18 protein-coding genes and 1 pseudogene are annotated in these 17,073 nt (G+C 60.6%); 7 read left to right on the plus strand and 12 right to left on the minus strand.

All coding sequences use genetic code 11. From position 1 onward, the window contains the following. The gene (locus tag AACY50_RS14030; RefSeq protein WP_339433926.1) at nucleotides 1–855 is read right to left on the minus strand and encodes a MurR/RpiR family transcriptional regulator; all 855 of its coding nucleotides are present in this window, start codon (nucleotides 853–855) and stop codon (nucleotides 1–3) included. A gap of 329 nt (nucleotides 856–1,184) precedes the next feature. On the opposite strand from AACY50_RS14030, the gene AACY50_RS14035 reads away from it, so the two are divergent. Both AACY50_RS14035 and cobF read left to right on the plus strand, forming a co-directional pair. Next, on the plus strand, nucleotides 1,185–1,754 hold the full coding sequence (locus AACY50_RS14035) for a histidine phosphatase family protein (RefSeq protein ID WP_339538723.1): 570 nt from the start codon (nucleotides 1,185–1,187) through the stop codon (nucleotides 1,752–1,754). Further along, nucleotides 1,754–2,509 carry a precorrin-6A synthase (deacetylating) gene (gene cobF / locus AACY50_RS14040; RefSeq protein WP_339538724.1) on the plus strand — a complete coding sequence of 252 codons (756 nt, stop codon included), beginning with the start codon at nucleotides 1,754–1,756 and terminating at the stop codon, nucleotides 2,507–2,509. Before AACY50_RS14035 ends, cobF begins: the two co-directional genes overlap by 1 nt. 202 nt (nucleotides 2,510–2,711) lie before the next feature. On the opposite strand, the gene AACY50_RS14045 is transcribed toward cobF, so the two are convergent. From AACY50_RS14045 to AACY50_RS14055, 3 genes are read right to left on the minus strand one after another with little or no spacing between them, the layout of a single operon-like run. Beyond that, nucleotides 2,712–3,893, minus strand: a complete 1,182-nt coding sequence (locus tag AACY50_RS14045) for an acetyl-CoA C-acetyltransferase (protein ID WP_339538725.1) — start codon at nucleotides 3,891–3,893, stop codon at nucleotides 2,712–2,714. Between the two features lie 11 nt (nucleotides 3,894–3,904). After that, the gene (locus tag AACY50_RS14050; protein WP_339433922.1) at nucleotides 3,905–4,570 is read right to left on the minus strand and encodes a CoA transferase subunit B; all 666 of its coding nucleotides are present in this window, start codon (nucleotides 4,568–4,570) and stop codon (nucleotides 3,905–3,907) included. A gap of 24 nt (nucleotides 4,571–4,594) precedes the next feature. Then, nucleotides 4,595–5,293, minus strand: coding sequence for a CoA transferase subunit A (locus tag AACY50_RS14055; protein WP_221733817.1), 699 nt, complete (start codon nucleotides 5,291–5,293; stop codon nucleotides 4,595–4,597). A gap of 149 nt (nucleotides 5,294–5,442) precedes the next feature. Here AACY50_RS14055 and AACY50_RS14060 point away from each other — a divergent pair, with 149 nt between their 5' ends. Further along, nucleotides 5,443–6,318, plus strand: a complete 876-nt coding sequence (locus tag AACY50_RS14060; RefSeq protein ID WP_339538726.1) for a LysR family transcriptional regulator — start codon at nucleotides 5,443–5,445, stop codon at nucleotides 6,316–6,318. A 25-nt stretch (nucleotides 6,319–6,343) separates the two neighbouring features. On the opposite strand, the gene AACY50_RS14065 is transcribed toward AACY50_RS14060, so the two are convergent. The 5 genes from AACY50_RS14065 to AACY50_RS14085 all read right to left on the minus strand — a co-directional run bounded on the left by AACY50_RS14065 (nucleotide 6,344) and on the right by AACY50_RS14085 (nucleotide 11,868). Then, complete coding sequence (locus AACY50_RS14065; RefSeq protein ID WP_339538727.1) at nucleotides 6,344–7,186, minus strand: NAD-dependent protein deacetylase; 843 nt, start codon at nucleotides 7,184–7,186, stop codon at nucleotides 6,344–6,346. A 54-nt stretch (nucleotides 7,187–7,240) separates the two neighbouring features. Further along, on the minus strand, nucleotides 7,241–8,287 hold the full coding sequence (locus AACY50_RS14070) for a class I SAM-dependent methyltransferase (RefSeq protein ID WP_339433918.1): 1,047 nt from the start codon (nucleotides 8,285–8,287) through the stop codon (nucleotides 7,241–7,243). A gap of 215 nt (nucleotides 8,288–8,502) precedes the next feature. After that, nucleotides 8,503–9,549 (minus strand): NAD(P)/FAD-dependent oxidoreductase, encoded by a 1,047-nt coding sequence (locus AACY50_RS14075; RefSeq protein ID WP_339538728.1) that lies wholly within the window; start codon nucleotides 9,547–9,549, stop codon nucleotides 8,503–8,505. Continuing rightward, complete coding sequence (locus tag AACY50_RS14080; protein WP_339494730.1) at nucleotides 9,536–11,719, minus strand: hypothetical protein; 2,184 nt, start codon at nucleotides 11,717–11,719, stop codon at nucleotides 9,536–9,538. The genes AACY50_RS14075 and AACY50_RS14080 overlap by 14 nt, the downstream gene beginning before the upstream one ends. Then, entirely contained in the window at nucleotides 11,716–11,868 is a 153-nt protein-coding gene (locus tag AACY50_RS14085; protein WP_339466589.1) for a hypothetical protein, read from the minus strand. The genes AACY50_RS14080 and AACY50_RS14085 overlap by 4 nt, the downstream gene beginning before the upstream one ends. A 237-nt stretch (nucleotides 11,869–12,105) precedes the next feature. On the opposite strand from AACY50_RS14085, the gene AACY50_RS14090 reads away from it, so the two are divergent. Together AACY50_RS14090 and AACY50_RS14095 are read left to right on the plus strand one after the other, a co-directional pair. Beyond that, entirely contained in the window at nucleotides 12,106–12,378 is a 273-nt protein-coding gene (locus AACY50_RS14090) for a DUF4242 domain-containing protein (RefSeq protein ID WP_064120013.1), read from the plus strand. A 33-nt stretch (nucleotides 12,379–12,411) separates the two neighbouring features. Further along, nucleotides 12,412–13,224: a class I SAM-dependent methyltransferase gene (locus AACY50_RS14095; protein ID WP_339494729.1), complete on the plus strand. Its 813-nt coding sequence runs from the start codon at nucleotides 12,412–12,414 to the stop codon at nucleotides 13,222–13,224. A 123-nt stretch (nucleotides 13,225–13,347) separates the two neighbouring features. Here the strand turns inward: AACY50_RS14095 and pcsA are convergent, their stop codons facing one another. Next, nucleotides 13,348–14,070 (minus strand): phosphatidylcholine synthase, encoded by a 723-nt coding sequence (pcsA, locus tag AACY50_RS14100; RefSeq protein ID WP_221733809.1) that lies wholly within the window; start codon nucleotides 14,068–14,070, stop codon nucleotides 13,348–13,350. Nucleotides 14,071–14,328: 258 nt separating this feature from the next. On the opposite strand from pcsA, the gene AACY50_RS14105 reads away from it, so the two are divergent. Further along, a complete protein-coding gene (locus AACY50_RS14105) occupies nucleotides 14,329–15,102 on the plus strand; it encodes a tellurite resistance TerB family protein (protein WP_339538729.1) in 774 nt (257 codons plus the stop codon). A 71-nt stretch (nucleotides 15,103–15,173) separates the two neighbouring features. On the opposite strand, the gene AACY50_RS14110 is transcribed toward AACY50_RS14105, so the two are convergent. After that, nucleotides 15,174–15,575 carry a hypothetical protein gene (locus tag AACY50_RS14110; RefSeq protein ID WP_339433911.1) on the minus strand — a complete coding sequence of 134 codons (402 nt, stop codon included), beginning with the start codon at nucleotides 15,573–15,575 and terminating at the stop codon, nucleotides 15,174–15,176. Nucleotides 15,576–15,655: 80 nt separating this feature from the next. Then, entirely contained in the window at nucleotides 15,656–15,970 is a 315-nt protein-coding gene (locus AACY50_RS14115; protein ID WP_221733806.1) for a DUF2388 domain-containing protein, read from the minus strand. 218 nt (nucleotides 15,971–16,188) lie between these two features. On the opposite strand from AACY50_RS14115, the pseudogene AACY50_RS28785 reads away from it, so the two are divergent. After that, nucleotides 16,189–16,947 (plus strand): annotated as a pseudogene (locus AACY50_RS28785) (MCP four helix bundle domain-containing protein); the annotation flags it as partial. Between the last annotated feature and the right edge of the window lie 126 nt (nucleotides 16,948–17,073).

The following is a 17,073-nucleotide window of genomic DNA, read 5'->3' on the forward strand; positions in this document are numbered from 1 at the left end:
TTATTTATCCTCCAGCAGGTGGGTGTTGAAGTCATTGCGCAGGGCATCGATGCCTTCCAGGCGATCGGCCAGATTCTCACTGCGCAGGGTCAGACAGGCTATCAGCGCTTCGACCTGAGCCAGTGCTGGCACCATGGTGTCGAACGGCGAAGCCGACTCCACCGGGGCGCTGATGATCAGGTCGGCCAGTTCGCGCAGCGGCGAGGCGTAGATGTCGGTGAACAGCACCACGCGCGCGTTATTGTTTTTTGCTGCGCTAGCGACGCGCAGGGCTTGGGTCTGGTAGCGGCGATAGTCGAACACCAGCACGACGTCCTGGCGCTGCAGATCGAACAGGCGATCGGGCAGTTGCGCATTGTCATCCAGGGCAAAGCAACCAGGGCGCAGCAGGCGCAGGTGATTGAGCAGGTAGTTCGCCATCAGGCTGGAGAAGCGCCCGCCAAAGCAGTACACCTGATGCCGAACGTCGAGCAGCCAGTCCGTGAGAATGCGCACATCTTCGGGTTGAGTCAGCGATTGGGTTTCGACCAGCAGACGATGACTGTCGCTCAGGTAGTGGCTCCAGGCGTCATCCTTGTTCTGGTGCGCGCGGGGTTGCAACAGGGTGCGCGGCGAGCGCAGGCGATGATCCATGTCGCTGAGCAGCGCATCCTGGAATTGGGCATAACCGCCGAAGCCGAGTTTCTTTACCAGGCGCACAATGGTCGGGTCGCTGACACCGGCATGCTCGGCCAGTCGTGCCATGGGCCCCAGGCCGTTGCGCGGGTACTGATCAAGCAAGGCGCGAACGACTTTGCGCTCCGACGGCGTGAGATCGAGGTCGGGGTCGGTGATCAGGTCTCTGAGAGGGGGCATCCTGGCTCCTGCTGGATGAAGGTGTCGAATTTGCTTCACAATTCGCTAAAACAGTATTTATGTAACTTACGCTACATGTCTAGTGAATTTTTTATCCTGTTGAAACGGCCCCAAAACAGGGCAGGATGCCCGTGTAACAAGGGCTACACGGAAGTCGACGTGTCTTGTAGTCCATTGCCCGTGGAGGTGTCAGATATTGCCACTTTCCCAGTGTCGGCGGGTATCGCGGTATTTCATCGGGCAGCCCTGGAGCCCTTTATTTACGGCACAATTGCCAACACTTCGGCATCAGGCCGTTGATTTCATGGTGCTCGACAGAGGAATTCATTGTGCAGACCACCCGTTTGACACTGATTTGCCATGCGCGAACCGTCTCACAGAAATTGGCGCATTTTCCTACGAATGAGCCTGTTGAAAATATCCGGTCAGCGTCTGATGCGTTGGCCTCACGTTTCAGTTCCGCCCGCCGTTTGATTTGCGGCCCTGAATTGCGCACCCGACAGACGGCGGCGTGGTTCGGCGCGGATGCGCAAGTTGACGAGGTGCTGCGTGACTGTGACTGGGGGCGCTGGCACGGCCAGTCGATCAAGGACCTGCAACTTAAACAGGAACAAGCGCTGTACGCCTGGCTCCAGGACCCACACGCCACGCCCCACGGTGGTGAGTCGGTTGCGCATCTGTGTGAGCGAGTGGCGGCATGGCTGGTCAGTTTGCAAACCACGCCGGGACACGTCGTGGCAGTGACCCATCCGTTTATCATCCGCGCCGCGTTGATCCAGATGATGCGCGGCTCGGCGTTTCATGACATCGATGTCGAGCCACTGTCAGTGGTCGAACTGCGCTTCACCGAGCGCTGGCGCCTGCGTCTGCCCAGTCTCGATGATGGAGGCGCTGTCTGATGAAACGACTGCTGGTCATCGGCATTGGCGCTGGCAACCCGGACTACATCACGATGCAAGCGGTGAAGGCGCTGAATCGGGTGGATGTGTTCTTTTTGATGGACAAAGGCCAGAGCAAGGACAAGTTGATGGATCTGCGCCGCGAGATCTGCGAGCGCTACATCACGGATCCCGCCTACCGCTTCGCCCAAGTCCACAGCCCGGAGCGTGAGCGTGGCGACGCGGACTACGCCACCAGCATTGATGATTTGAACCGGGCGAAGCAGCAAATCTTTGCACGGCTGATCAATGAAGAGCTGGTTGACGGCCAGTGCGGCGGTTTTCTGGTGTGGGGCGATCCGGCTTTGTACGACAGTACCGTTCGTATCCTGCGGGCGCTTCTGGCGTGCGGTGCCTGTGAGTTCGAGTTCGAAGTGATTCCCGGCATCACCAGCGTTCAGGCATTGGCAGCGCAGCACAAAGTGCCGTTGAACACAATTGGTCGCTCGATTGAAATCTCCACGGGCCGGCGTTTGGCGGCAGGGCAGGTGAGTGATGCGGACAGTCTGGTGGTCATGCTTGATGCCGAAGATGCCTACCACCGGGTAGCCGATCCGCAGACCGAGATTTACTGGGGGGCTTACCTGGGAACGCCGGATGAAATTCTCATCAGCGGCAAACTCGGGGAGGTCGCGGATCAAATCGAGCAGGTGCGCAAGGCCGCGCGGGCTGAGCATGGGTGGATCATGGATACGTATTTGCTGCGCAAGCCTTAGAGCTTTGCTGGCGGGGCTGACCCGCTGTCGCTCGCGAAAACGGTGTGTCAGTCGCCGGAGATGTTGGCTGGCCGGACGCCTTCGCGAGCAAGCCCGCTCCCACAGGGGGATGGTGGTGGATACGAGATTTGGGTCTGTCCCCGAAACAGGGTGGGAGACAGCGAGCGGATGTCGTGGATCCGCCCGCTGTCTGTATTGCTCTTTATGCGCGTTGCAGTGCCAGAGCGACGCCTTGGCCGCCTCCGATGCACAGGGTCGCCAGGCCCTTTTTCGCATCACGCTTGATCATTTCGTGCAGCAAGGTCACCAGTACGCGGCAACCCGAGGCGCCGATCGGGTGACCCAAGGCGATGGCGCCGCCGTTGACGTTGACCTTGTCCTGATCCCATTGCAGATCCTTGGTCACCGCCAGCGATTGTGCGGCGAACGCTTCGTTGGCTTCGATCAGATCCAGTTGCTCAATCGACCAGCCCGCCTTGTCCAGGCAGCGGCGGGTGGCTGAGACCGGGCCGATGCCCATGATCGCCGGGTCAACACCGGCGTTGGCGTAAGCGGCGATGGTCGCCAGCACGGGCAGGCCGAGCGCTTTGGCTTTTTCGGCGCTCATCAGGATCACGGCGGCCGCGCCGTCGTTGAGCGATGAAGCATTGCCGGCGGTGACGCTGCCGTCCTTTTTGAAGGCCGGACGCAGTTTCGCCAGGGATTGGGCAGTGGTTTCGCCGCGTGGCTGTTCATCAACCTTGAACGCGACCGGATCGCCCTTGCGCTGCGGAATCAGGATCGGGGTGATTTCATCAACGAAGCGCCCAGCCTCGATGGCTGCGGCTGCTTTTTGCTGCGAGGCTGCCGCGAAGGCGTCCTGCTGTTCGCGGCTGATGTCGTATTTGTCGACCAGATTCTCGGCAGTGATGCCCATGTGGTAATCGTTGAACGCATCCCACAGGCCATCGCTGATCATGGTGTCGACGATTTGCGCATGACCCATGCGCAGACCGGTGCGTGCGCCCGGCATCACGTAGTTGGACAGGCTCATGTTCTCCTGGCCACCGGCAATGATCACCTCAGCGTCGCCGCAACGGATGGCCTGTGCGCCGAGGTGCAGGGCCTTGAGGCCTGAGCCGCAGACCTTGTTCAGGGTCATGGCCGGCACGGCGTGAGGCAAGCCAGCCTTGATTGCCGCCTGACGCGCCGGGTTTTGGCCGGCGCCGGCCGTCAGCACCTGGCCCATGATCACTTCATCAACCTGCGCCCCGTCCAGCCCGGTCTGTTCGAGCAACTGGCGGATCACCGCCGCGCCCAGATCAACCGCGCTAACGCTGGCCAGAGAGCCCTGGAAACTGCCGATCGCGGTACGCGTGGCGGCAACAATGACGACGTCTTGCATTTTCGAATTCCTCACTGGGCAGCGAACTGCATTTGCGGTACGTGGTCAGGCACGATCAGTTTACCGGCGGTTTTGGCGACGATCTCTTCGACGCTGACGCCCGGCGCACGTTCTTTGAGAATGAACGCACCGTTCTCGATTTCGAGATAGGCGAGGTCGGTCAGCACCCGTTTGATGCACCCGGCACCGGTGAGTGGCAGGCTGCACTTGGACAGCAGTTTGGACTCACCGTCCTTGGAGGCGTGAGTCATGATGACGATGATGTTGTCTGCGCCCGCCACCAGGTCCATGGCGCCGCCCATGCCCTTGACCAGTTTGCCGGGAATCATCCACGAGGCGATGTTGCCTTCAACGTCCACTTCGAACGCGCCCAGAACGGTCAGATCGACATGACCGCCGCGGATCATCGCAAAGGATTCGGCGGAGTTGAAGATCGACGCGCCAATGCGCGCGGTCACGGTTTGTTTGCCGGCGTTGATCATGTCGGCGTCGATGGTTTCTTCTGTCGGAAAAGGTCCCATGCCAAGCAGGCCGTTTTCCGATTGCAGCATGACTTCCATGCCTTCGGGGATGTAGTTGGCGACCAGGGTCGGAATGCCGATGCCAAGGTTCACGTAGTAGCCGTCCTGCATTTCGCGGGCGACGCGCTGAGCCATTTGTTCGCGGGAAAGTGCCATGTTTTTATTCTCCGTCAGCCTGGATTATTTGCGGATGGTGCGCTGTTCGATGCGCTTTTCGAACGTGCCGCAAATGACCCGGTCGACGTAGATGCCCGGTGTGTGGATATGGGCGGGGTCCAGTTCGCCGGGTTCGACGATTTCTTCGACTTCGACCACGGTGATCTTGCCGGCAGTGGCGGCCAGCGGGTTGAAGTTCTGCGCGGTGTGGCGGTAGATGACGTTACCGAAATGGTCGGCTTTCCAGCCTTTGACGATGGCGAAGTCGCCGGTGATGGACTCTTCCATCAGGTACTTGCGACCGTTGAATTCACGCACTTCCTTGCCTTCGGCGACCGGGGTGCCGACGCCGGTGGCGGTGAAGAAGGCCGGAATGCCGGCGCCGCCTGCGCGCATTTTTTCGGCGAGGGTGCCTTGCGGGGTCAGGGTGACTTCAATTTCGCCTTTGAGCAGTTGCTCTTCGAACAGCTTGTTTTCGCCGACGTAGGAGGCAACGACTTTGCTGATCTGGCGGTCGGTCAGCAGTACGCCGAGACCAAAGCCATCGACGCCGCAGTTGTTGGACACGACGGTGAGGTCGCGGGTGCCTTTGCGCTTGATCTCGGCGATCAGGTTTTCCGGAATGCCACACAGACCAAAGCCGCCGGCGATGACGGTCATGCCGTCCTCAAGCCCGGCCAGGGCTTCCTCGTAGGAACTCACGCGCTTGTCGAAACCTGCCATATGCACCTCTTTTATTATTTGCGGGCGGCTGGCTAGCCGAATGACTGGAGTGTCTCGCTGAAGGATATATTTGTTAAGTTGATTTTTAAGGTTGATTGATTGATAAAGATCAATAATCCATTGGATTCTGATACGGAAGCATAGCGTTCATGACCATCAAGCAGATCCGCGCCTTCCTCGCCGTGGCCCAAAGCCTGAGTTTTGCCGTCGCCTGCGAGCGGTTGCACCTGTCGCAATCGGCGCTGAGCCTGACCATCAAAGCCTTGGAAGAGGGGCTCGGTGGGCGTCTGTTCAGCCGCAACACCCGCAATGTGGCGCTGACGGCGGAGGGTGAATCCTTGCTGCCGCTGGCCCGGCGCCTGATTGTCGACTGGGACAACGCCGAAGACGAAATGCGCCAACGGTTCAGCCTGCAACGCGGGCGAGTCACGCTGGCGGCGATGCCGTCGTTTGCCGGAAATCTGCTGCCGCCGATCCTCAAGACCTTTCGGGCGCGGTATCCGAACGTCAGCGTCACGGTCAACGACGTGATCAACGAGCAAGTATTGGAAATGGTCCGCGACCGGCAAGTGGAGTTGGGCGTGGCGTTCGAACCGATGCAGAACACCTCGATGACATTTACACCGCTCTATATGGATCGGTTTGTGGCGGTGGTCTCGCAGGAGTCACCGCTGGCCGTACGCACCGAGATTGACTGGCAGACCTTGTTGCTGGAGCCGTTCATTACCTTGCAGCGACCGTCGACCGTGCGGGTGATGCTCGAAGAGCATTTGCAGGCTCGCGGCATGAAGCTACCGGTGGAATTCGAAAGCCATCAACTGTCGACGGTCGGGCGGATGGTTGCCAGTGGCTTGGGAGTCAGTGCAGTGCCGGCGTTGTGTGCCGAGCAGATGCAGGAACTGGGAGCCCGGTGCCTGACGTTGAATGACTCGGTGGAACGGGCGATTGGCGTTTTGACCGAACCGGGCAATGAACTGTCGGCGGCGGCGCAGGCGTTGTTCGATATTTTGAGGGAAAAATACTGACCCGGTGAAAACGGGCTGTGCGTGTTCAGGTGGTCAGGCGTTGTGTCAGCAGGGGCAAAAGTTGCTCGCACGACCCTTCAACCTTCAAATCCAGCAAATCATCCGCCCGGGTCTTGCCCAGGTTGATCGCCAGCAACGGCTTGCCGCGATCCGCGATGACCCGGCACAGGCGAAACGCCGAATAGGCCATCAACGAAGAACCCACCACGAGCATTCCTGCCGCATTTCGCGCCGCTGTCATGGCCCGTTCCGCCGTGTGTTGCGCGACGTTCTCACCGAAAAACACCACGTCCGGTTTCATTCGCTCCCCTGCGCAATGAGGGCAAAGCGGTACCTGAAAACGTGCTTCGAACGCCGGGTCGAGCAGGGTATCGCCGTCCGGCGCCTGCACCGCATCGACGCCGGCCAGGTACGGGTTGTGCATTTCCATCAACCGCTGTATCGCATCGCGCTCACTTCGCTGTCCGCAATCGAGGCACAGCACCCGATGCAAGCTGCCGTGCAATTCGATGACGTCAGGACTGCCGGCCTGATCGTGCAAGGTGTCGACATTCTGCGTAATCAAGCCGCTGATCCGCCCCTGCGTCTGCAAATGGGCCAGCGCTTCGTGCGCCGCATTCGGTCGCGCCTGGCGCACGCGCGGCCAGCCGAGCATCGCCCGCGCCCAATAGCGGCGGCGTGATTCTGGGGCGGCGAGAAATTCCTGATACATCATCGGCTGGCGTCCACGGCGCACACCGTCACTGTCGCGGTAATCCGGGATACCCGACGGCGTGCTGATGCCGGCGCCGGTCAGTACCAGAAAGTCGCCTTCGGCCATCGCTTGTTGCAGCGTGTCGAAGTGTTCGCGGATCGGGCTGTCGAGCATGGTCAGCGCTCCGGGGAGGACGGTGCCAGCAGGTTAGCACGCGATACGCGCTGCTTACTTGCGCGCCTCCAGAATCAGGTTGAACGGCGTTTGCGTCGCTCGTCGGAACCGCTTGAAGCCAGCCTCGGCAAACACTTTGCGCAGACGCACTTCACCGGCCTGCGCACCGAGGCCCAGGCCAACCTCCTGGGACAGGGAGTTCGGGGTGCAAATGAACGTCGATGCGGCATAAAACAAACGCCCGACCGCGTTGATGTTGTCGTCCAGCGTGTCATTGGCAAACGGTTCGACCAGTAACACCGTGCCGTCGTCTTTTAACGCGTCGTAGGCATGGCGTGCGGCGCCGACCGGGTCGCCCATGTCGTGCAGGCAGTCGAAATAGCAGATCAGGTCGTAGTCATTGCCAGGGTAACTTTTTGCCGAGCCCTCGAAGAACTTCGCCCGGCTGCTGACACCACCTTCTTCGGCGCGTTGGGAGGCGACGGTGATCGACGGTGCGTGATAGTCGTAGCCGACGAAGCGCGAATTGGGAAACGCCTGAGCCATGATCACCGTCGAGGCGCCGTGGCCGCAGCCGATGTCGGCGACTTTCGCACCGGTCTCGAGCTTGGGGACCACACCGTCCAGGGCCGGTAACCATTCGGCGATCAAGTGACCTTTATAGCCGGGGCGGAAGAAGCGTTCCGTGCCGGTGAACATGCACGGATGATGATCACCCCAGGGCAGGGCGCCGTTACTGCGCATGGCTTTGACCAGTTTGTCCTTGTCATGGAAAAACGACGCTACCACCCCGAGGCCGCCAGCGATGTACACCGGCGAGTCTTCGACAGCCAGCGCCTGGGCCTGTTCTTCCGGTAAGCGGAACTGGCCGTCGTGGTGCTCCATGTAGCCGGAGGCGGCGTGCGCGCTGAGCCATTCGCGTACCAGACGCGGGTTGCAGCGGGTTTTTGTGGCGAGGGTTTCGGGGCTGATCGGCTGACTGTCGGCCATCGCCCGGTAGAGCCCGAGTTCTTCGCCGACGATGACATTGGCCAGCATCGCCGCGCCGCCCATGTCGTTGACCAGTTTGCCCATGAAGTCGTTGAGTCGGGCCTCGTCCATCAGGTGTGCTCCTGAAACAGGATCACAGTCCGGCGGCGTTGAGGGTCGAGGCATGCGCCACCGGGCGGTGGTCATGGAAACGGGCAGGGCACAGCCTGAGTCCTGCGTCCCCCTCGACTGGGTACTGTTTGAGTCTAGCTGCGTTTGCGAGACTGACACTGAACAAACAGGTCGGTTAATGGTTGGGGTGAGGGCAGTGACCGACGTCGCCTGATTCAGGTCTCGGTCAACCACCGGGGAGGGTACGGGTGTTGGCGGTAGAAATGGCGGAGTTGTTCACTGTCACGTTCGAACCAATGGTTCAGCCATTGGCAATAGTGCGTTTGCGCCGATGCTTGCAACGCCGGTTGGCGAAGGCAATCGAACACGGCTTGCGCTGCCTGCATGCCCGTCATCAAGGCTTTGAGTACGCCATGTGAAGAGGCCGGATCGAGCACGCTGGCGGCATCGCCCACCATGAAATATCCGGTGCCGGCCGCTGCGGTGCTGATCCGCCAGGTCACGTCGGCACCGCGAATCGGGCCGATAGGTGGCAGTGTTTGCAGTGCCTGGGGAAGCATTCGGCTAACGTCTTTTTGTGGGGCTGAACGGGGTGTTTCGAAGTCCAGGTGTGTCCAGTGCAGCCGTTGTTTCTGGACTTGCGCAATCCATGTCCAGCCTCTGGCATGGGCCAGCAAGTGCGGCGCGGTTTCATAAGGCGCGATACAGCCTTGCAGATAGCCGTAGCGAGCCACCATTGGCGGTGAACACACTTGGGTTTTGAGGTGGAGCTGGCGACTCAACCAACTCGCTGCTCCGCTGGCATCGATCAGGCAGGAGGTAGAAAACGGCCCGTGAGTGGTAGTCAGCCCAACGATGCGATTGTCCTGTTTGAGGACGTGCCGGGCCTGACATGGTTGGTGCACAGTCACCCCGAGCTCTTCGGCCTGGCGCAACAATGTCGCATCCAGTTGCGCTCTGGCCATTTGAAAACCCCGCCATGGACCGTGTTCATCGCTACCCAAAGCGTGGAAACGCGCCGGCCCGTTCCATTGCACCCAGTGGCCGGCAAAGCGCATGGCTTGCTGATGTAACAACAGCGTATTCACGCCCAGTTGTTGCAGAAGCGGTTCAATGCCCGGGTGCAGGCTCTCACCGGGGCGAAACCTTGGGAAGCGCTGACGTTCGATCAGTGCCACACGCAAGCCGCGCTGGGCGCAACTGATTGCTGCGGCACATCCGGCAGGGCCGGCGCCGACCACTACCACATCAAAGCATTTCAACAGCAATCTGCCATGGCGTGTCTTCGCGCTTGATCAGGATTGCTTCGGCGCTGACGAGGAAAGTCACCTGCTGCTTGACCTCGACATTGCGCAACTTGAAGTCACCTTCCGGCGTCCAGATAGCGCCGCGTTCAAACATCAAGTAGCGATGAATCCAGCCGTGAAGCGTGATGCCGGTTTGCTGCTGCGCGGCGTCCACTTCGCCATTGGGCTGCTTTACTTCGAGGAAGGACAACACCGGCCACCTGTTGCGCAGCGGTTTGTCATTGGCGGCGCCGAGCACGGTGTACACCCGATACATCGACAGTACGCGGTTTTCATACGCCGATTGTGAGGTGCTGCCGGTCTGTTGCACGCAGAAGCGGTGATCGAGGGCCACTTGTGTGTAATCGGCATGGGCGTAGGCACGGTACTGAACGATCACACGATCCTCGTGCGGTATCAGCCGGGGGGGTGGCTGGTTATCCCAGGCCATGCCACCCTCCTGGCCGATTTCCTGATCGGTCAGTGGGATAACGGTGTGCAGGCTTGAGCGCGGCTCGAAGATACGCGCCGAATCTGGCGCCACCCCTGGCCAGAAAGAGCCCAGAGCCGCACAGATTTTGGCGTCTTCGGGAAAAGGGCTCGCCATCTGATAACCGGCGAGGATGTTGATCCAGGCATCGTCCGCGCCACGCTGGCGAACCCAGCCTACTTCCCATCCAGGGCCGAAAACCCCGGCCGCGCCATCGGGCAGCGAGGTCGGGCGCGAGACGGCGGACGCTGTCTGGCGCGGGTGCGAAGACCCTGTTTCAGTCGGCAGGGCAACAATCGCCGTAACACCGCGGTCCAGCGGTGAGAATACCTGGTCTTTCAAGTCCAGATTGGCGCAGTAACGGACGTTGGATAACGCCTCCAGTCGAGCGTGCCAGATATCCGGTGCGGGGAAGACGGGTTGCTCATCCGCCCAGTGCAACAGCTTGCGCTGGGTGCACAGCGGGAAAAAATCCGGAGGGCCGATCACCGAATACGCCGCCACCGTTGGCAAAAGCTTCTCGAGAACCTCGCATCGCGCTCGAACCCAGCCATCCGCCGTACCGTCGTGGTAGTGCAGTGCTTGATACCCGCCCAGACGAACCCGTTCTTCCACACCTTCGTGGTCGTTCAGGTCGACGATGCTGCCGTCCGCTTCGACCTTGTGACGACCATGCACCATGCCGGAGGTGTTGGGCGGCAGCAGAAAGGACAGCGGCTGCCCCTCAAATTCGACCGGCTCGACCAGTCGGGGCCTGACCTGTGGCAGCAGCAGGCCGGATCCCAGATCCGTGGTGTTCGCCCAGTCGGCCAGCCCCTCGGTGATGACAAAGGGCGGCCGACTGATCTCGGGTTCCTGCCAACCGGTGCCGGTGTGACGCAAATGAATGTGCCGCAGTTTTTCGTTGATCTGATGGTTGTCCAGCCTCAACGTCAAATCCATGTCGGCCAGACACTCCGGGCCATTGAATACCTTGTGCAACGGCACCCAGAAGTCCAGCCCGGGGTCGACATCCGCCTGGAAGTCCATCGGCCCGAAGCGCTCGGCGTCGCCCTTGAGTTGCATGGCGATGTAGGCGCTGTAGCGTACAGGCATTACCCGGATGCCATGTGCGTCTTCATGCACGGAAGGCATAAAGCTGCGCAATCTGGCGTCATAAAGCGCGGGGTCGGTGCCCACACGGGCAATGCCCGTGCGAGAGAAGCACAGGTCTGCATGCTCGCCTTTGACGGTGTCGCCAGCGCAGCGATATTCACTGGCAAACGCGACTAGCGCCAATGGCGCACCCTGAGCCCGCTGTTGCAGGTCATCGAGTGTTGGCGGGCGGATGCCGTAGACATAGTCCAGAACGCTCTCAACTTCGCCTGCGGTTGGAAAAATCTGCAGCGCTTTTCCGGTTTCGTCGAGCGTGACTTGTGGCGAGGCCAGTGCGTGATAAAGCAGGCTGCGGGCCGGTGCCGCAGCTTCAATCGCACGACTGCCGCCAGAGGAGAAATCCGCAAAGCCGGCCAGCGAGCGGTCGACGGTCAGTGGTTTTTTCAGTTCGGCATCCAGCGGCACGGCGAGAATATCCAGGCCATGCGCCAGCATCAGCGAATGCCAGCCACCTGGCGCCAGACGTGTACACACTTGGGTGACGGATTCCAGCAGTGTCATGGTGCCTCCCGGTAAGTTTGTGCCGCACCGCCACCCAGACGTTCACCGTCGAGGGCGATCAGGCAGGCCTCGTCACCGTTGCCTTGGCCTTCAGGAAAGGTGGCGCGGTGATGCAGGTGCCGAGCTAGCCAATCGAGACGCCGTGACATCGCTTCAGTCCATTGCGAAGGTGATTGAGCATCAGAAACCGATCCTTGAATGCTGGCAAGGCCGAAGGTGTTTCAATGCCTTGACAGATTCCCACCACTCATCGGCAAAGCCCCTGTTTTGCTGGCTTGCCGGACGATCGGCAAAGACGTCGGACAGGCTCGGCGCGATAGTAGTCGAGCCGGGCGGCTGTAGGCCCTGCCAATGAATCCGAACAACAATAAGAACGCGAGGTTGCCATGCCGAAATTCGTGATTGAACGCGAGATTCCAGGGGCCGGTAAGCTGTCGGAGCAAGAACTCAAAGCCGTGTCGCAAACGTCCTGTCAGGCGTTGCGCGAACTCGGGCCTCAGGTGCAGTGGCTGCAAAGCTATGTCACGGCCGACAAAATCTACTGCGTGTACATCGCCCCCGATGAAGCACAGGTGCGCGAGCACGCCAGGCTCGGTGGATTCCCGGCCAACAGCGTGGCGCGGGTAGTGACGGTTATCGACCCGACCACCGCCGAATGATGCCGGTACTCACTTCTAGCGGAGTTCGACTTCATGGGTAGCCCGATTGATCTGACTGCTTTGAAGGAACGCCAAAAAGTCGCTTGGGCCAGTGGTGATTACGCCGTGATCGGCACCACGTTGCAAATCGTTGGCGAGAACCTCGCTGAGGCCTGCGACCTGCGCTGCGATGAAGCCGTGCTGGATGTTGCTGCCGGCAACGGCAATGCGACGCTGGCGGCGGCACGCCGGGGCTGTCTGGTGACCTCGACCGATTACGTCGCGGCACTGCTTGAACGTGGACAGGATCGCGCCCGGGCCGAGCATCTGGAGGTGACGTTTGAGGTGGCCGACGCTGAAGCATTGCCGTTCGCCGACGGCAGTTTTGCCGCGGTGCTGTCGACATTCGGGGTCATGTTCGCTCCTGATCAAGCCAAGGCCGGCGCCGAACTGGCGCGGGTCTGTTGCCGGGGCGGGCGGATCGGCCTGGCGAACTGGACGCCGGAAGGCTTCGTTGGCCAAATGTTCAAAACCCTGGGCCGCCATCTGCCACCGCCAGCGATTGCCCAGTCGCCGTCAAACTGGGGCACGGAGGCGTGGCTGCACCAGCACTTCGATGATCACGATTTTGTGGTGCAGGTGACTCGCCGAACCTTCAATTTTCGCTATCGCTCGGCGGCGCACTTCATCGACATCTTTCGCCATTGGTATGGGCCGATGCACAAAGCGTTCGCAGCGCTGCCGCCGCAAAGCTGTCAGGCGCTGGAGAGTGATCTGGCGGATTTGCTCAACCGGTCGAATCGGGCGGGGGAGGACTCGCTGGTGGTGCCGAGTGAGTATCTGGAAGTGGTCATTACCAAACGCTAGTCCGCGTTCAAGCGACTTCCCCTGTGGGAGCGTGCTTGCTTGCGAATACGGTAAATCAGTCGAAACATCTTGGACTGACCCACCACATCCGTGGGCAAGCCCGCGCCCACCGTGTGCAATGGCTTATTTCACAGGGGATCGATCCAGCCACTCCAGCGCCGTCCGCCAGATACAGATCCCCAGAAAGTAAGCCGACATCAGCAGCCACAAAGCCATCACCATCGGATTGATCACCGGGTGATTGAGCACCAGTGACAGGCTGCACAGCAGCCAGATTGCCGTCACCGCAATGTTGATCGGCATGAAACGGCGTACGCGAAACGGGTGCAGGAATTTCATCCGCGTCACCGTCAGCAGCGCCAGACCGATCACGGTCACCAAGGTGATCCACGGGCCGGGGCCGATTATGTAAAGGCACAGAGCAACCACATTCCACGCGGCGGGGAAACCGACGAAATAGTTGTCCTTGCTCTTCATGTTGACGTTGCAGAAACAGAACAGCGACGACACCAGAATCAGCGACACCGTCAGCAGCAGCGTGTAATCGGGCAGGGGAATATAGCGATAGATAAACAGTGCCGGAATGAAGACGTACGTCAGGTAATCGATCACCAGGTCAAGGATCGAACCGTCGAAGCTGGGCAACACTGATTGCACATTGACCTTGCGTGCGAGCGCGCCGTCGAGGCCGTCGACGATCAGCGCCACACCCAGCCACATCAGGCAATGGGTTGGCTGATTTTCCAGCAGCGCAAGGGTGGCCAGGAACGCGGTGACCACGCCGGTCGCGGTAAAACCATGGGCGCCCCAGGCCTTGAGCCTGGCAAGGTGGACGGTCGATATCACGGGGGCGTTCTCCAGAAAGTGAAGCAAGCCGGGTACCACCCTCGGGCAAAGGGCGCCGGCAAACCGGGTCGGGGTTGCAGCTATCGACCGGTCTGGCCGGGATAAGGTTCACCCTCCTTGAATCTTAGCTGGCCGCGGAAAAAATACGCGGGCGAAATCTGCCAGCGTATTTGGCAGCAGCCCAACGGTGTTGGCGCAATGGCCGCAGCGGTCTATCGTTGCCAGACGCAGTCAATCCCTATGCCTGAGGACGACGTCATGAACACCAGTGATTTGCTTGAACAACTGCTGCGAGGCCGAGCCTCGGCGGGACAACAAAGTGGCACCTCGGCCGATGATGGTCTGGGTGGCCTCGGTGGGTTGCTGGGCGGTCTGCTTGGCGGCGCGGACTCCTCGGGTACCCGCGCAGGCTCAGCGGCCGGCGGGCTTGGCGGGTTGGGCGGTTTGCTCGGTGGCTTGCTGGGGAGCGGTGGCGCTGGTGGTTTGGGCGGCGTATTGGGTGGCGCACTGGGTGCAGGGGGCGGTACTCAAAGCCGTTCCGGCGGCACCCGTTACGCTGCGCTGGCGTCGCTGGGGATGATGGCGTACCAGGCGTATCAAGCCTGGCAACGCAGCCAGGCCAGCGCCGCGCCATCACAAACGCCACAAACGGCCAACCTGCTCGCCGGGCCAGACATTGAAGAGCACAGCCATGCCGTGCTCCGCGCACTGATCGCGGCAGCCAAGGCTGACGGGCGCATCGACGAAGCTGAAAAACGAATGATCGTCAGCGAAATCGGCAAACACACCGATGATCCGCAATTGCAGCAATGGCTGGATGCCGAAGTCGCCAAACCACTGGATGCCGCTGAAGTGGCCCAGTCAGCGCAGGGCGATCCGGCAGTGGCCGCCGAAATGTACCTGGCCAGCGTGATGCTGGTGGACGATCAGCAAGACGCCGAACGCCGTTATCTGGACGAACTGGCGGCGGCGTTGCAGATCGATCCCGATTTGCAGGTGCACCTGGAGCAGCAGGCCAAGGGTGTGGCCTGACGCACAATCAATAGACCAAAGCCAAATCCGGTCCCGCCCAGATGCATAAACGGGGCGGCATGAAGCCACGATCAGGTGTCGCGCAGCAAGTCGTGGGCGTTGAGCAGTTCGAAAGCGATTTGCGGGTGACTCTCCAACCCCCGGCGAATCGCCGCCGGGATTGCCTGCCGGGTCTTGCGGCACAGGCCGGGTAATTCATCGATGTGAATGGCGATGCCGCGCATGGTCCGCACTTCGTTGAAACCGGGCACGACCTCGACGCGGATACCCAGTTGCTCATACATGCGTTGTTGCAGGTGCTTGAGATCGGCAAGGTCTTTGAGCCTTTCCAGTCGCGCGAGCAAGCGTTTTTCTTCCTCGCGGGTCAGGCGCAGGATGCGCAAATCCGAGCCGGGCGTCTCCAGCAACGGATCGCGCCCGCAAATGCAGGCGCCGGGCGGGCAGGGTGAGCGCAACGGCGCAGAAGTCGTCATGGCCTCCATCATAGAGGCCGGCGGACAATTTTGCCTATGCGCTGTCAGGTGCCATCCATCGGCCGTTTCATCCCTGGCAGCTACTGATTCAGGCCTTCGTAATGCACCAGAATCGCGTTGGCGAGGTCTTCATCGCTGGCGTTGATGCCTGGATTGTCCTGGCGAACCTGTTGCAGCACCGACTCAAGATAAACCCCACGAATGGCCCCGCCACTGGCGACAAATGCAGACAAGTCGTCACGGGCCGGAATCACCATTTTGTGATCCTTGAAGGTCGAGTACAGCGACGCGGAGACACCTGCCGAGGTGGCGACATCACCCGCATCAACGCGGGCCAGCGCCGAACCGACGGGCAGGCACAAAAGTAAAGAAGAAATGAGGACTGACTTGCGCATGACGGTATTCCTCCACAAGCGCGAAGCAAAAGGGAAGTACTACATAGTGTGAGAGGGGCGCAGTGGGAGGGAGTTCCGTGCGGTGAACAATCCTGAGCGTTTGCCAGTGTTTTTCATCGGCCTCGTCAGTTGGCAGCGTGCTGGCTGCATTCGCGCGCAAATAGGCTTAACTCAAACCCTGACGAGCGCATTTACGCGTGCCCGGGGAGGACTGGAAAGTGTCGATCAAACTGCGTTTGGTGTTGCTGATTGCGACCAGCCTGCTGACAGCCTTGATCGTGAGTCTGGTCAGTTACATCGGCAACCTGAGAATGGCGTCGGCGGTCAGCGACAATGCCGTCAGCATGAGTGCGCTGCGTAACCACATGGAGGCCGACATGATGCACGACGCCCTGCGCGCCGATGTCTATTCGGCAATGCTGGTGGGGTTGGGCAAAAGTGCCGACACGGCGGCCGAAGTGCGCGATTCGATCAATGAACATGCCGGGCATTTTCGTGAGGTGCTCGATGAGAACCTCAAATTGCCGATCAACCCGACCCTGCGTAGCGCACTGGAGCAGGTCAAACCGAGTCTCGATACGTACATCAACGCGGGTGAGCGGATTGTCGGGTTGGCGCTCGACAGCCCGGATGCGGCGCAGCAGGAACTCGGGACGTTCAACACGGCGTTCAGTCAGCTCGAAACGCAAATGGCGGCTTTAAGCGAGCTGATCGAAACCAATACCCGGCAGACCGCCGAGGGCACCGAGGCGGCGATCCGCAACGCGAATCTCGCGCTCGCAGCGGTGCTGGTTGCCAGTCTGTTGTTGCTGCTGGTGCAGGGGCGCTGGGTGATGTTGAGCATCACGGGGCCACTGAAATCCGCCAGCCGCATCGCCGAAAGTATCGCCCACGGCAACCTCAGCGAACCGATTGCCGAACCGGCCGGCAAGGACGAGGCCAGTGCCTTGATCCGAACGCTGGCGACCATGCAGCGGGATCTACGCGACATGATCGATGTCGTGCGGCGCAACGCCCACGGCGTCAGCGGCATGAGCGCGAAGTTGAGCCACGGCTGTCATCAGGTCGCCGACAGCAGCCAGCAACAAAGTGTCGCCGCGGGG

It is taken from the genome of Pseudomonas sp. RA_15y_Pfl2_54, assembly GCF_963971015.1.
Taxonomy (GTDB): Bacteria; Pseudomonadota; Gammaproteobacteria; order Pseudomonadales; family Pseudomonadaceae; genus Aquipseudomonas; species Aquipseudomonas baetica_A.

Excerpts from the sequence above, each read along its gene's own strand:
- AACY50_RS14090 (WP_064120013.1), top strand. The coding sequence starts at position 12,106 with ATGCCGAAATTCGTGATTGAACGCGAGATTCCAGGGGCCGGTAAGCTG.
- cobF (WP_339538724.1), top strand. The coding sequence starts at position 1,754 with ATGAAACGACTGCTGGTCATCGGCATTGGCGCTGGCAACCCGGACTAC.
- AACY50_RS14065 (WP_339538727.1), bottom strand. The coding sequence starts at position 7,186 with ATGCTCGACAGCCCGATCCGCGAACACTTCGACACGCTGCAACAAGCG.
- AACY50_RS14095 (WP_339494729.1), top strand. The coding sequence starts at position 12,412 with ATGGGTAGCCCGATTGATCTGACTGCTTTGAAGGAACGCCAAAAAGTC.
- AACY50_RS14060 (WP_339538726.1), top strand. The coding sequence starts at position 5,443 with ATGACCATCAAGCAGATCCGCGCCTTCCTCGCCGTGGCCCAAAGCCTG.
- AACY50_RS14110 (WP_339433911.1), bottom strand. The coding sequence starts at position 15,575 with ATGACGACTTCTGCGCCGTTGCGCTCACCCTGCCCGCCCGGCGCCTGC.
- AACY50_RS14115 (WP_221733806.1), bottom strand. The coding sequence starts at position 15,970 with ATGCGCAAGTCAGTCCTCATTTCTTCTTTACTTTTGTGCCTGCCCGTC.
- AACY50_RS14085 (WP_339466589.1), bottom strand. The coding sequence starts at position 11,868 with ATGTCACGGCGTCTCGATTGGCTAGCTCGGCACCTGCATCACCGCGCC.
- AACY50_RS14070 (WP_339433918.1), bottom strand. The coding sequence starts at position 8,287 with ATGGACGAGGCCCGACTCAACGACTTCATGGGCAAACTGGTCAACGAC.
- AACY50_RS14055 (WP_221733817.1), bottom strand. The coding sequence starts at position 5,293 with ATGGCAGGTTTCGACAAGCGCGTGAGTTCCTACGAGGAAGCCCTGGCC.
- AACY50_RS14045 (WP_339538725.1), bottom strand. The coding sequence starts at position 3,893 with ATGCAAGACGTCGTCATTGTTGCCGCCACGCGTACCGCGATCGGCAGT.
- AACY50_RS14080 (WP_339494730.1), bottom strand. The coding sequence starts at position 11,719 with ATGACACTGCTGGAATCCGTCACCCAAGTGTGTACACGTCTGGCGCCA.
- AACY50_RS14105 (WP_339538729.1), top strand. The coding sequence starts at position 14,329 with ATGAACACCAGTGATTTGCTTGAACAACTGCTGCGAGGCCGAGCCTCG.
- AACY50_RS14030 (WP_339433926.1), bottom strand. The coding sequence starts at position 855 with ATGCCCCCTCTCAGAGACCTGATCACCGACCCCGACCTCGATCTCACG.
- AACY50_RS14050 (WP_339433922.1), bottom strand. The coding sequence starts at position 4,570 with ATGGCACTTTCCCGCGAACAAATGGCTCAGCGCGTCGCCCGCGAAATG.